Source organism: Roseburia rectibacter, from assembly GCF_014287515.2.
GTDB classification, from domain to species: domain Bacteria; phylum Bacillota; class Clostridia; order Lachnospirales; family Lachnospiraceae; genus Roseburia; species Roseburia rectibacter.
The window spans coordinates 63,311-76,892 of sequence record NZ_CP092473.1 but is presented as its reverse complement, the minus strand read 5'-3'; the positions used below and the strand labels follow the sequence as shown (position 1 = coordinate 76,892).

General features: G+C 42.8%; 10 protein-coding genes and 1 pseudogene. 8 read left to right on the top strand and 3 right to left on the bottom strand.

Annotation, left to right across the window (positions count from 1 at the left end):
• The first annotated feature begins 8 nt into the window (after positions 1–8).
• The 8 genes from pstA to H8S51_RS00310 all read left to right on the top strand — a co-directional run bounded on the left by pstA (position 9) and on the right by H8S51_RS00310 (position 10,136).
• A complete protein-coding gene (gene pstA, locus H8S51_RS00345) occupies positions 9–902 on the top strand; it encodes a phosphate ABC transporter permease PstA (protein ID WP_117920854.1) in 894 nt (297 codons plus the stop codon).
• Between the two features lie 38 nt (positions 903–940).
• Positions 941–1,693, top strand: coding sequence for a phosphate ABC transporter ATP-binding protein PstB (pstB, locus tag H8S51_RS00340; protein ID WP_118209284.1), 753 nt, complete (start codon positions 941–943; stop codon positions 1,691–1,693).
• A gap of 92 nt (positions 1,694–1,785) precedes the next feature.
• Complete coding sequence (phoU, locus tag H8S51_RS00335; protein ID WP_186899845.1) at positions 1,786–2,442, top strand: phosphate signaling complex protein PhoU; 657 nt, start codon at positions 1,786–1,788, stop codon at positions 2,440–2,442.
• Between the two features lie 178 nt (positions 2,443–2,620).
• Positions 2,621–4,381: a Na/Pi cotransporter family protein gene (locus tag H8S51_RS00330; RefSeq protein ID WP_186899844.1), complete on the top strand. Its 1,761-nt coding sequence runs from the start codon at positions 2,621–2,623 to the stop codon at positions 4,379–4,381.
• Between the two features lie 88 nt (positions 4,382–4,469).
• The gene (locus tag H8S51_RS00325) at positions 4,470–5,141 is read left to right on the top strand and encodes a response regulator transcription factor (protein WP_117920850.1); all 672 of its coding nucleotides are present in this window, start codon (positions 4,470–4,472) and stop codon (positions 5,139–5,141) included.
• Positions 5,138–6,451 carry an ATP-binding protein gene (locus tag H8S51_RS00320; RefSeq protein ID WP_186899843.1) on the top strand — a complete coding sequence of 438 codons (1,314 nt, stop codon included), beginning with the start codon at positions 5,138–5,140 and terminating at the stop codon, positions 6,449–6,451. The genes H8S51_RS00325 and H8S51_RS00320 overlap by 4 nt, the downstream gene beginning before the upstream one ends.
• 93 nt (positions 6,452–6,544) lie before the next feature.
• Entirely contained in the window at positions 6,545–9,841 is a 3,297-nt protein-coding gene (locus H8S51_RS00315) for a DEAD/DEAH box helicase (RefSeq protein WP_186899842.1), read from the top strand.
• A 64-nt stretch (positions 9,842–9,905) separates the two neighbouring features.
• Positions 9,906–10,136: a hypothetical protein gene (locus tag H8S51_RS00310; protein ID WP_118209280.1), complete on the top strand. Its 231-nt coding sequence runs from the start codon at positions 9,906–9,908 to the stop codon at positions 10,134–10,136.
• 186 nt (positions 10,137–10,322) lie between these two features.
• Here the strand turns inward: H8S51_RS00310 and H8S51_RS00305 are convergent.
• The 3 genes and pseudogenes from H8S51_RS00305 to H8S51_RS00295 form a co-directional block, all read right to left on the bottom strand.
• Positions 10,323–10,565: pseudogene (locus H8S51_RS00305) on the bottom strand (CNNM domain-containing protein); the annotation flags it as partial.
• Positions 10,566–10,851: 286 nt separating this feature from the next.
• Positions 10,852–11,550, bottom strand: coding sequence for a response regulator transcription factor (locus tag H8S51_RS00300; protein ID WP_117920846.1), 699 nt, complete (start codon positions 11,548–11,550; stop codon positions 10,852–10,854).
• The gene (locus H8S51_RS00295; protein WP_158576207.1) at positions 11,543–13,513 is read right to left on the bottom strand and encodes a DUF4118 domain-containing protein; all 1,971 of its coding nucleotides are present in this window, start codon (positions 13,511–13,513) and stop codon (positions 11,543–11,545) included. Before H8S51_RS00295 ends, H8S51_RS00300 begins: the two co-directional genes overlap by 8 nt.
• Positions 13,514–13,582 lie beyond the last annotated feature (69 nt).

The following is a 13,582-nucleotide window of genomic DNA, read 5'->3' as shown; positions in this document are numbered from 1 at the left end:
GGAATCAGATGGAAAAACATATGGAATCTGAGATTGCTGCGATCAATCAGCAGTCTTTGAAAGACAAGATCAAATCATATATGAAACATCCGGGTTCATTCATATTGCTGCTTTTAGTGCTGATAGCAGCAGTGCTGACCGTAGGCGTTTTAGTGTTTCTGGTGGGGTATATTTTAATCCGCGGTATCCCGTACTTAAAACCATCGCTGTTTGCATGGACATATAACTCAGATAACGTGTCAATGCTTCCGGCAATGATCAATACACTGTTTATGACAGTGCTGGCACTTTTGTTATCCGTGCCGTTTGGCGTAGGTGCAGCGATCTACCTTGTAGAATATGCAAAAAAAGGAAATAAGCTGGTTGGGATCATTCGTGTTACGGCAGAGACGCTGTCCGGTATTCCGTCTATCATTTATGGACTGTTTGGTATGCTGTTTTTTGTGACTGCATTAAAGTGGGGGTATTCGATGATGGCAGGTGCTGCAACACTCGCGATCATGGTACTCCCGGTCATCATGAGAACGACGGAGGAAGCACTTTTGTGTGTCCCTGATTCATTTCGCGAAGGAAGTTTCGGACTCGGCGCAGGAAAACTGCGTACCATATTTAAGATCGTACTACCAAGTGCAATTCCGGGTATTTTATCCGGCATCATCTTAGCAATCGGACGAATCGTAGGAGAGACGGCGGCACTTATTTATACATCAGGCACAGTTGCAAATCTTGCGGGATTTTTCGATTCCGGACGTACTTTAGCGATTCACATGTACTCGTTATCGCGTGAGGGTATGCATACAAATGAGGCATATGCGACAGCAGTTGTACTTCTTGTCGTGGTACTAATCATCAACGGGGTATCTTCCCTGATCGCAAAGAAGTTTGAAGCACCGAAGCAGTGATGTGAAAAAGATTTGCAGGCAAAAATAGAGGAGAAAACATGTCAGAAAAATTTAAAATTTCAAACCTTGATTTATATTATGGTGATTTTCATGCATTAAAAGATATCAATATGTCGATCGGCTCGAATGAAATTACCGCTTTTATCGGACCGAGCGGCTGCGGAAAATCCACCTTTTTAAAAAGTTTAAACAGAATGAATGATTTAGTGGAAGGATGTAAGATCACCGGAAGCGTCCTTTTGGATGGAGAAGATATTTACAATGGCATGGACGTCAATCTTTTAAGAAGGCGTGTCGGGATGGTATTCCAGAAACCAAATCCGTTTCCAATGAGCATTTATGACAATATTGCCTATGGACCGAGAACACACGGTATCCGTTCCAAGGCAAAATTAGACGAGATTGTGGAAAAATCCCTGCGGGATGCAGCAATCTGGGATGAAGTCAAAGACAGACTGAAAAAAAGTGCACTTGGTATGTCCGGTGGACAGCAGCAGAGACTCTGTATTGCAAGGGCACTTGCAGTCAATCCGGAAGTTATCTTAATGGATGAGCCGACTTCTGCGCTTGATCCTATTTCAACATCAAAGATCGAGGATCTTGTCATTGAACTGAAAAAACAGTATACGATCATTATGGTAACGCATAACATGCAGCAGGCAGTCCGTGTATCGGATAAGACGGTATTTTTCCTTTTAGGAGAAGTCATTGAAGCTGGTGATACAGAGCGGTTATTCTCAGTTCCGCAGGATAAGAGAACAGAGGATTACATTACCGGACGTTTTGGATGATACCTCAGGTTTCATTGCTTATAACATACAAAAAGCGTAAGAAAATGCACATTAACATATTACAGTGAAAAGAAAGAAGGAAGTGGAAAATCATGAGAAACAGGTTTGACAGACAGCTTCAGACATTGAATGACGAATTAATAGAAATGGGAGGCTTGATCGAGCAGGCAATCGAGATGGCATGTTCTGCACTTGTGAAACAGGATGTGGAAAAAGCGGAAAAAGCGATCAGCTTTGATGAGGAGATCGATCATCAGGAGCGGGATATTGAAAGTCTTTGTATGAAATTATTACTGCAGCAGCAGCCGGTAGCAAAAGATCTGCGCCTGATCTCTGCAGCACTTAAAATGATCACAGATATGGAGCGTATCGGAGATCATGCATCCGATATTTCGGAGATGACGATCTTAATGGCAGATGCATCCTATGAAACCGGTGATCCGATCAATCTTGACCTTATCAAGGCAATGGCAAAAGAGACAACAAATATGGTGATCAAGAGTGTGGATGCATTCGTGCAGAAAGACATGGATTTAGCACACTGGGTCATCAAAGAAGATGATGTGGTGGATGATCTGTTCAACCAGTTCAAACAGCAGCTTATCAAAAAGATCAATGAAAATGTAAAAAATGGTGAACAGGCAACGGATATGCTGATGGTTGCAAAATATTTTGAGCGTATCGGAGACCATGCGACCAATATTGCGGAGTGGGTAATCTATTCCATTACCGGGCAGCATGAAAATTAAAAATAGACAAAAATAAATGGTTTCTTAAAGATTTTACATAGATTTTACATAAAGTTGACGGCGAATTTACATACTCCTTTTTATGCTAATTGCAAAATGACGAAAAATGCTGTATAAATAAATTATATGTCAAAAAAACGTAAAGAATAAGAAAAGCGGCATACAAAAGGAGATTGAGATGGATATTTTTGGAGTACTGACCCTCATTGGCGGATTGGCACTGTTCCTGTACGGAATGAATGTAATGGGTGCCGGACTGGAGAAGATGTCAGGAGGTAAATTAGAGAAGATCTTAGAGACTCTGACATCAAACCCGATCAAGGCAGTGTTGCTTGGTGCAGGTGTAACGGCAGTGATCCAGTCGTCATCGGCGACGACGGTTATGGTGGTTGGTTTTGTAAATTCCGGTATTATGAAGCTGTCACAGGCAGTCGGCATCATTATGGGTGCAAATATCGGAACAACGGTAACGTCATGGCTTTTGAGCTTAAGTGGACTGCAGGGGGATAACTTTTTTATCCAGATGTTAAAACCATCCTCCTTCTCACCGATCCTTGCAATGATCGGTATCATACTTTGTATGTCGAAAAAGAGCGACAAGAAAAAAGATATCGGTGAGATCTTACTTGGATTTGCAGTATTAATGTACGGTATGGAGAGCATGAGCGGGGCGGTAGAACCGCTTGCAGATGTGCCGGAATTTACGAATATCTTAACGATGTTCCATAATCCGTTCCTTGGTGTATTAGCAGGAGCTGTACTTACTGCGATCATCCAGAGTTCCTCTGCATCGGTCGGAATTTTACAGGCACTGTCTGTAACAGGAGCATTTACCTATGGTTCTGTGATCCCGATCATTATGGGACAGAATATCGGTACCTGTGTGACGGCGATGATCTCAGCGGTTGGCGCAAACAGAGGTGCAAAGAGAACGGCATTCGTGCATCTTTATTTTAATGTGATCGGTACGATCCTGTTTCTGGTATTGTTTTATACAGGCAATGCGCTGATCGGATTTGAATTTACAAATGAAGTCGTTGGAGCAGCGGGAATCGCAATGATCCACACCATATTTAATGTGTTCGCAACCCTGGTTTTACTTCCATTTACAAAGGGATTGGAGAAACTGGCATACTTAACGATCCCGAAAACTGCAGAGGAACAGAATCAGAAAGAGGATGTATTTGTGATCTTAGACGACCGTTTCTTAAACAGCCCTGCATTTGCGATTGAGCAGTGCCATTCTCTTGCCAATCAGATGGCAAAGATCACACACGAAGGATTTTTAGAGGCGATGACCGTACTGGATGAGTACTCCGAAGAAAAAATCGAGGATGTCATTGCAAAAGAAAACATCGTGGATACCTATGATGACAAACTTAGTGCATACTTAACCAGGTTAAGCAGCCAGAATTTATCTTACAAAGATAGTCTGAAGGTAACATCACTGCTTCACTGCCTGACAGATTTTGAGCGAATTTCCGACCATTCCATCAACGTGGTGGAAAATGCACAGCAGATGGTAAAAGAGGGAGCCGTATTTTCTAAGAAAGCAAAAGAAGAAATGCTGGTATACAGTGCGGCACTCCGCGATATCTTAGAGCGTACCACAAATGCGTTCGTGGAGGGGGATGAAGCACTGGCACGTACGGTAGAACCGTTAGAAGAAGTTATTGATGAGTTAAACAAGAAAGTAAAGAAAAACCATATGAAGCGTCTTAGAAAAGGGAAATGTACCATTGAGCTTGGTCTTGTATTGTCAGATCTTGCAATGAACTATGAGCGTGTTGCAGACCATTGTTCGAATATCGCGGTATATATGATGCAGTTAGAGGATACCCAGTTAGAGGAACACAGTTTTACCGAGCAGATGGATGCTGAGGAGAGTGCAGAGTTTACAAAACAGTTAAACGAGTTCGAGAAGATGTATCAGATTTAAGTGTGAAGGATTTTTAGCAATCGAATATTTGCATGGAACACAGTTGGTGTACAAAAAAGACGCTTGAAAATGGAGATTGAGGGAAAATATGGCAACAATCTATATAGTGGAAGACGATATTAATATTCGTGAAATTGAGCGGTATGCACTCAAAAACAGTGGCTATGAAGTGGAAGAATTTGAGGGCAGTGCACCATTTTTTAAGCGTCTGGAAAAAAATATTCCGTCACTGATCCTTTTAGATATCATGCTTCCGGGGGAGGACGGACTGGATATTTTAACAAAGATAAGGGCAGATAAGGCAACTGCAGAGGTTCCGGTCATCATGGTAACGGCAAAGACAAGTGAACTTGATAAAGTAAAAGGACTTGATCTTGGAGCGGATGATTATATCACAAAACCGTTTGGTGTGATGGAGCTGATCTCCCGTGTGAAGGCAATGCTTAGAAGAACAAGCCGCGTGCATGAAGATTCACAGCTGATTCATGAAGATATTCTTATGGATATGGATAAACATGCTGTTACCGTTGCAGGGCAGACGTGTGAACTGACGTTTAAAGAGTTTGAATTACTGAAGTACCTGATGCTCAATCAGGGAATCGTTTTATCAAGAGATAAGATCATGGATCAGGTATGGGGCTTCGAGTATGAGGGTGAGAGCCGTACCGTTGATATGCATATCAAAACACTGCGGCAGAAACTTGGTGCAGCGGGAAGCTGTATCAAGACCGTGCGGAATGTGGGGTACATGATAGAATGAAGAAAAAGATCAATACCGGGTTTATGTTGATTGCGGCAATCGCCATTGTGGTGACTGCCGTTTGTTCTATGTTTCTGTTTTATCAGATTTTAGAAGAACAGATATTTGATGATCTAAAGGCAAATGCACATGTTGTTTCAGTGATAAGTCCGGATCAGTTATCGAAAGATATCACTTATTCTTTGGAAACCGATGGACTGCGCATTACATGCGTGGATGAAAATGGTGATGTGGAATATGACAGCATGGAAGATGTATCTTCCATGGAAAATCATAAAGAACGTCCGGAGATCGCAGAAGCAATGAAAAATGGTGAGGGAAAATCAATCCGTGTCTCATCCACTTCGTCGAAGCATACTTTTTATTATGCACTCAGAAAAGAAGATGGAAGTGTTGTGCGTGTAGCAAAAGAGAGCGGAAGCATTTATCATCTGGTGTCTACGATGTCGGGGCTGATCTTGGCGGTTGGACTGATGGTATTTCTGATGTGTGTATTTTATTCATACCGCCTGACGCGGAGACTGATGGCACCGATCGAGAAGATGGCAGACAATATCGTTCTCGTGGATGAGACAGAAGTTTATGAGGAAATGCAGCCATTTATTTCCATGATCAAAAAGCAGCATATGGATATCTTAAACCATGCGCAGATGCGGCAGGAGTTTACAGCCAATGTCTCACATGAATTAAAAACGCCGCTGACAGCTATCTCCGGATATGCAGAACTGATCGCAAGCGGAATGACAGGCGGTGAGGATACCGTGCATTTTGCAAATGAGATCCATAGGAGCGCGGAGCGGCTGCAGTCGCTGATCAATGATATTATTAAGTTGTCAGAATTAGATGACAGTGATTTAAAACTTGAATTTGAGACGGTTGATCTGCATGAGCTTGGAGAGCAGTGCGTCAGCTCCATGCAGATGCAGGCAGAGAAAAACGAGGTGACATTGCAATTAGAGGGGACGTCTGTTCCGATGAGCGGGAATAAGACACTGCTTGAGGAACTGTTGTTTAACCTTTGCAGTAATGCGGTGCGCTACAACAAAAAAGGCGGCAGTGTCACGATCGTGACTGCCATCGAAAATACAAGACCGGTACTGATCGTAAAAGATACCGGTATCGGAATCCCAAAAGAACAGCAGGAACGTGTATTTGAGCGTTTCTACCGTGTTGATAAAAGCCGTTCGAAATCTACCGGCGGTACAGGTCTTGGACTTGCCATCGTAAAACACATTGTTGCCCAGCATGATGCACAGATTTCAATGACGAGTGAAGTCGGTGTGGGAACAGAGATCAAAGTTGTGTTTTAGAAGCAGTTTTTAGTAAAAAAATCTAACCGAATCCTCAAATTTATGCTACAATAAAAAGATGCAAGAAATATACGATTGAGGAGCAAAGCAGACATGTTTTCCATATCAGACATTAAACAGGAAGCATATCCGGCAGCATACCGCCGGGGAAAGGAATTGTATGAGCAGGGACTTGTACAGGAATTTTCCTATGATGTATACACGGAAGATGGCGTTCCAAAGGCAGAATTAACTGGAAAAGTAAAAGGACAAGTCGAGGATCATTATGATGTCCGGCTTGTGATAGATGAAGAATATGCGGAAGTTTCAGAGAGCCGCTGCAACTGTGAGGCATTCTGTAACTATGAGGGCATCTGCAAACACTGCGTTGCCATTGCACTCGCTTATGTGAACCGCAGACAGGCAAAAGATATTTTGAATGCAAAACTTGGCATCACTCCTGAGAAGGAGACAAAGCCTTATGCGGAAAAAGAGTTAAAGACAGATATATCGCTGAAAAATCTGTTAAACCGTTATTCCATGCGTGCAGGTTCTACTTATCTTCTACCGGAAAATATTTACGGTAAGGTGGAGTTAGAGCCATACTTTAAAATGGAATACAGTTACGCGACAGTAGAATTTAAGATCGGAATGGAACAGAAATATGTTCTCAAAAATATTTCTGCATTTTTACATTCGATCAAAATTAACGAAAAAGTCCGTTATGGAAAAAAACTGGAATTTTATCATCATTTAGATGCATTTACGGAATCTGCAAAACGCATCATCACATTTATGGAACAGCAGGAAATGGACAAAAGGCGTCAGAGCCAGTTCCATGCGTATTATGCGTATACAGGCAGCTATGAGCGCACAATGGAGTTAGATGGTGTGGGAATCGACCGCTTTTTTGAGGCAGTTGGTGACATGCCGTTTGAGGCGGAGGTAGGATTTTTACCGGAGGATACCTATACGTTTTCACCGGAAGAGAAAAAGCCGAAACTGGTCATCCGTCAGGGTGGTTCCGGAATCTTTCTGCTGCTGGAAGATGATTCTGTGATCATAGGTGAAAAATATTTTTATTTTTATGATGCGGATATGATCTACCGCAGTCCTGCAGGAATGAAGGAGACAGTCGGGGAGTTTTTTGAATTTATGCACCGTCAGACCGGGGGACAGGCCTATATTGCTGCAGATGAGCTTGCCATGTTCTGCCGTGATCTTCTTCCATTGCTCAAGAAATATTTTAAGGTGGAGAAAGAGGCCGGATTTGATGAGAGCCTTTATGTGCCGCCAAAGCCGGAGTTTGAACTTTACTTAGACAGACAGGATATGAATACGGTAGGCGCGAAACTGATGGCTGTTTACGGGGATGATAAATATAATGTCCTTGAGAAGATCGCACCGGGGGAAGTGCGTGACCTTGCAGAGGAACTCCGCATCAAAAATCTTGTAGAACCGTATTTTAATGAATACGCCATGGCACAGACCGTGTTTGTGCTGTCACATAATGAGGAAATGCTTTACCAGCTTGTTTCAGGCGGTCTCAGAAGACTGGGCGAATTTATGACCATATATACGACGGAGAATTTCCGTAATTTAAAGGTTGTATCTTCACCGGCTGTTTCTGTGGGCATTTCGTTAAAGAGCGATCTTCTGGAATTAAAAATTCATTCCGATGAAATGTCACGGGAAGAACTTGCATATCTGCTTTCAAAATATGACCGGAAAAAGAAGTATATCCGTCTGAAAAACGGTGATTTTCTAAATATTGAAGAAGATGGACTGAGTACGTTAGCGGAAGTCAGCGAGGATCTGCGCCTGACAGAAACAAACCTGAAAAAAGGCACTGTAATTGTTCCAAAATACCGCGCAATGTATCTTGATGCGGCATTAAAGAACAATCAGCTTCTATCGATCGAGAAAAATAAAGAGTTCAAGGGCATGGTCCGCAATATGAAAACGATCGAGGACAGTGACTATGAAGTGCCGGAAACGTTAAATTCGATCATGAGAAGTTACCAGAAGAATGGTTTCCTGTGGTTAAAGACACTCCGTGAAAATGGATTTGGCGGTATTTTAGCGGATGATATGGGACTTGGAAAGACGCTTCAGGTCATCAGTCTCCTGACAGCAGAACAGGAAGAGATGCAGTCCGGGGAAAAGGAGCTGCGGCGTTCGCTGATCGTGTGTCCGGCATCTTTGGTTTATAACTGGCAGAAGGAGATCTCGCGGTTTGCCCCGCAGTTGCAGACTGTCATAGTAGCCGGCAGTGTACCGGAGCGTGCATCGATCATAAGACACAGTAAAGAGGGCGAGATCCTTATTACCTCGTATGATCTGTTAAAGCGAGATGCAGAAGTGTACCAGAAATTTGTATTTGCGATCCAGGTCATTGATGAAGCCCAGTATATCAAGAATCCGTCCACCCAGGCGGCAAAAGGTGTGAAAAAGATCACTGCAGCATTCAAACTTGCATTGACCGGAACACCGATTGAAAACAGGCTCAGCGAGCTGTGGAGTATTTTTGATTATCTGATGCCGGGATTTTTATATACTTATCAGAAATTCCGGGAGGAAATTGAACTTCCGATCGCGGTAAATCAGGATGCAAACAAGATGGAACGCTTACAGCGCATGATCCGTCCGTTTATTTTAAGACGTCTGAAGGGAGATGTATTAAAAGACCTTCCGGAGAAGATCGAAGAAAATGTATTTGCAAGGTTAGATGGCGAGCAGATGCAGTTATATGATGCTTACGCGACCAGAATGAAACAGATGTTAAGTCAGCAGAACGACAAAGAATTTCAGAAAGGAAAGATGCAGATCCTTTCCGAACTTACAAAACTGCGTCAGCTCTGCTGTGATCCGGCTCTTTTGCTGGAAGATTATCAGGGAGAATCTGCAAAGACGGATATGTGTATGGAACTGATCGTAAATGCAGTCGGAGCAGGACACAAGATCCTTTTGTTCTCACAGTTTACATCCATGTTAGATCGTCTGACAGAGCGTCTGAAAAAGGAAGGTATTGATTATTATCTTCTGACCGGTTCTGTCAATAAAGAAAAACGTATGCAGATGGTAGATAGTTTTAATAATGATGATGTTCCGGTATTCTGTATCAGCTTAAAAGCAGGTGGAACCGGATTAAACCTTACCTCTGCGGACATCGTGATCCACTATGATCCATGGTGGAATGTTGCGGTACAGAACCAGGCGACAGACCGTGCACACCGTATCGGACAGAAGCACGTCGTGACAGTATACAAACTTGTGGCGGAGGGAACCATCGAGGAGAAGATCATCGATATCCAGGAGCGCAAAAAGAAACTTGCCGAGCAGGTACTTGAGGGCGAAGGAATGGATTCTGCAAGTTTCACCAAGGAAGAAATTCTTGAGTTGCTTGGCTGATAGGAGATAACCAGTAAAAAAAGCAGTAAGGGAAAAGAGAAAAACGGCAGGACATTTTAATGATTTGCTGCTGCCGGTGATCCTGGTATTGTGTGTTTTGCCATTTGTGGTGTATTTAGCGGAGTATGATACCGGATTTAGCCAGTATAACTGGAATTCAGATTACAGCATGATACCGGATTTTTATACCTGTTACCGGAGAAGTATTTTCCTTGTGGACGCATGGATTTTGTGCTGGTTTACATATACGAGAGCGGCGATCGTGGCACTGGTTGTGGTCGCGGCAGATATTTAAGCAGGGTGCTGGATCAGAAGAAAGATAACCGTTTAGAGTCAATCGTTACGTCCCAGGATGGCGTGACAATCACTTATGAAGGTAAATCTTACCGTTTCTTCAGCTTTTGGATAATGGACAATTACATTGATTGGAGCACTCTTTCTTGCGATACCACGCACCTCCCTCGGTATTTCAGTCTATGAGAGAGAAGTTATCCGCCGCAAATGCGGAACCCAGGAAGTCAGACAATGTGATGGCCACCTGAATGGTTGCCAGAAACTTGGCAGGCTCTCTTGTCAGACGGAACAGGCGTTTTGCTCGTTTATCTCCTTGACCCGCCATCCTTTCCAATTTTGTTTCGTTTATGGAAAGTACCGCAATCTCTGCACAAGCAAAAACTGCATTTAATGCAATCAATATAATCTGTAATAAAAACAATACTAACATTTTAACCTTTTTCTGCAATAACAATATACTATCTTCAAAAAAAGCAAAAGACACATCCCATGCATGGATTCCAATGCACGAGTCGTGTCTTAACTTCTATATCTGAACAAATAGATTTTGTAATTGCATCGGTTAGGGTCAGGACAACTGTCGCTTGTATCCATTTTGTGATTCCACCTTCTTTCCCACAATATAATATTTTTTATTATAGAATAGCTCTCTGGCTATGTCACCAATTGCTCCATCAACAAAGTGTAAGTAGAGATTTTTTAACTGTTTCTTAGCATTATTCCACTTTCTGCATCCTATATCCAACGCCAATATGAGTCTGGATGAATTGTGGAGCGCCAGGGGTTTTCTCCAGCTTTTTTCGCAGAGTTGCCATAAAAACACGCAGAGAACCAATGTCATTCTCCCAACTGCTTCCCCATGCATTTTGTAAAATAAAACGATGTGTCAATACCTTGCCTGTGTTTCGTGCAAGTAAACACAGCAGCTTGTATTCCGTTGCAGTCAGAGACAGCTCATCGTCACCCAGATAAGCACAACCCACAGAATAGTCAATTCGAAGTGGACCGTTTTGATAGACCGCCTGTTCATTGCTCACATTTTGCATCAGCGCAAGGCGGCGCTGGGTAACACGCAGACGTGCTAGTAATTCTTCAACAGAGAACGGTTTTGTTAAATAATCATCTGCACCAGCATCCAGTGCATCAATTTTATCATTATCCTCAGCTCTTGCGCTGATAACAATGATTGGAACGTTTGACCAGCTACGGACACGGCGTATTACTTCCACTCCATCAATATCTGGTAGTCCCAAATCCAGTAAAATTATGTCAGGATTATGAGAAGCTACTTCCATCACGGCTCCTTCACCGGTGCCTGATGCAATAAAGCGGTAATCATGTGCTCTTAATGTTGTAGTTATTAGATTGCGTACCGGAGCATCATCCTCCACAACGAGGATTTGAAAGTTATTCATGTATTATTACCTCCTCCAGCGGAAGGGTAAAACGGAACACAGAACCATGCGGTAAATTGTCCGTAATGTGGATTGATCCGCCATGTGCCTCCACAATAGCCTTGCAGAGGTACAGACCCAGTCCAAGACTGCGGCGATTATCCGCTATTTTATGTTCGCCGCTGTAAAATTTATCAAATATTTTTCCTTTTTCCACGTCGCTGATGCCCTTGCCGGTGTCAGCGATTTTGATTTCCGCCATCCCGTTCTTGCATTCAGCACTGATACTAATCAAGGTGTCCGAAGGTGTGTATTTCAGTGCATTGTCCACAAGATTGATGATGACCTGTACGATCAGCTTTGCATCTGCCCGTACCATCAGTAAATCATCCCCATAATTCAAAGTGATGGAATGCTTTTTTGCATTGGGGCGGATATGCTGCATCGCTTCCTCGATGATTTCAGAAACCAGCTCTGGAGAGGTTTTCAGCATCATGCGACCTTCTTCGATACGAGTAGAGTACAAAAGATTTTCCACCAGGTTGGTCAACCACATGGAGTCATCGTAAATATCTGCATAAATCTGCTGTTTGGTTTCATCATCAAAGCTATGACTGTTGTGTAAAAGATTGCCTGCATTACCGGAAATCGTTGTCAGCGGAGTGCGTAAGTCATGGGAGATGGTTCGCAGCAGATTAGCTCTAAGTTGTTCACTCTCTGCCAGAATTGCTGCAGCTTCTTTTTCCCTGATATTCTTCTCATTTTCCAGTGCAAGCGCTGTTTCACCGAGAATAGACAAAAGGATGCCCTGCTCTGATGCATCCAAAGCACCTGCCATTGCATCAATTCCCACGACACCATATATTCGTTCATTGACACGAACAGCAAAATACAGATACTGTGCATCTGGGAAGTTCTTTGTTGTAGCTCCGGCATTATGATTGTTCTGAAGAACCCACTCTGCAATCGCAAGTTCTGTTTCTTCATCGTAAAAGCGCTGTTCATCCGAAATGAAACGTATCGGCTCAGATAATCGTCCACCTTCGTGGTCAAAAATGACTATACTTCGTCCGAGCAGCTTGTTGATCTGCTGTCCGGCAGTTTGCAGAATGGCTAATTTGTTTTCTGCCTTAGACAAAAGCTGATCTGTATCAAAAAGTACCTTTGTTCGTTTGGCGATTTTCTCTGATTGTCGTGCCTGTTCTTTATATCGAATGGCAAATGTACCTGTGATGTACGCCGTTAAAAACATAACTACGAATGTTACCGGATAACCGGTATCGTAAGCTGCGAGCGAGAATCGAGGTGCTGTAAACAGATAATTAAAGATAAATACACTGACTATGGATGAAATCAAGCTGTATATCTGATGGGATGTGGCAATAGATGTCAACAACACACCAAGAATATACACCATTATAATATTTGCATCGGTAAAGCCTATCTCGTGAAACAACAAACTGAGTAATGTTGCCGCAAACAGAATCAGAGCGCTCTTTACAGTGTTTTTTATGATTTGCTCGTGATGGTATTTCCTCGCCTTTTTGGGATGATAGGTCGTATCTGCTGCTTTATCTGGAATGATATGAATATCCAGCTCTGGTACATAGGACAACAGAAGTTGTGTTAATGTCGGCTTTCCAAACAGATGCTTTTGGATAGCGGAGCTTTGGCCCAAAACAATTCGAGTAATACCGGAGATGCGGGCAAACTCTGCAATTTGGTACGGAACATCGTCGCCATATACCGTTTCGATAGTCGCTCCAAGCTGTTCAGCCAGCTTGCGGTTTTCCTCCAATCGCTTTTTGTTTTCGTCGGTAGCCACTGCAAAATCCGGTGTTTCAACGAATAATGCTGTAAACTGACTGTCAAAGGCTTTTGCCATTCTTGCGGCGGTACGAATGATCTTTGCATTGGACGGTGCCGACGACAGACAGGCGAGGATATGATCCTGCTTGCTGTTAATGTTATTTAGTTTATTCATTATCCTCACCTCCAATTTTGTAATAGATTCTACCATACAAAAGTCCTGATTTCTACCTCGAAAATGTGA

What these genes read in the sequence shown, in the direction of transcription:
- H8S51_RS00315 (WP_186899842.1), top strand. Translation starts at nt 6,545, where the DNA reads ATGTTTTCCATATCAGACATTAAACAGGAAGCATATCCGGCAGCATAC.
- H8S51_RS00295 (WP_158576207.1), bottom strand. Translation starts at nt 13,513, where the DNA reads ATGAATAAACTAAATAACATTAACAGCAAGCAGGATCATATCCTCGCC.
- pstB (WP_118209284.1), top strand. Translation starts at nt 941, where the DNA reads ATGTCAGAAAAATTTAAAATTTCAAACCTTGATTTATATTATGGTGAT.
- H8S51_RS00325 (WP_117920850.1), top strand. Translation starts at nt 4,470, where the DNA reads ATGGCAACAATCTATATAGTGGAAGACGATATTAATATTCGTGAAATT.
- H8S51_RS00330 (WP_186899844.1), top strand. Translation starts at nt 2,621, where the DNA reads ATGGATATTTTTGGAGTACTGACCCTCATTGGCGGATTGGCACTGTTC.
- pstA (WP_117920854.1), top strand. Translation starts at nt 9, where the DNA reads ATGGAAAAACATATGGAATCTGAGATTGCTGCGATCAATCAGCAGTCT.
- H8S51_RS00320 (WP_186899843.1), top strand. Translation starts at nt 5,138, where the DNA reads ATGAAGAAAAAGATCAATACCGGGTTTATGTTGATTGCGGCAATCGCC.
- phoU (WP_186899845.1), top strand. Translation starts at nt 1,786, where the DNA reads ATGAGAAACAGGTTTGACAGACAGCTTCAGACATTGAATGACGAATTA.
- H8S51_RS00300 (WP_117920846.1), bottom strand. Translation starts at nt 11,550, where the DNA reads ATGAATAACTTTCAAATCCTCGTTGTGGAGGATGATGCTCCGGTACGC.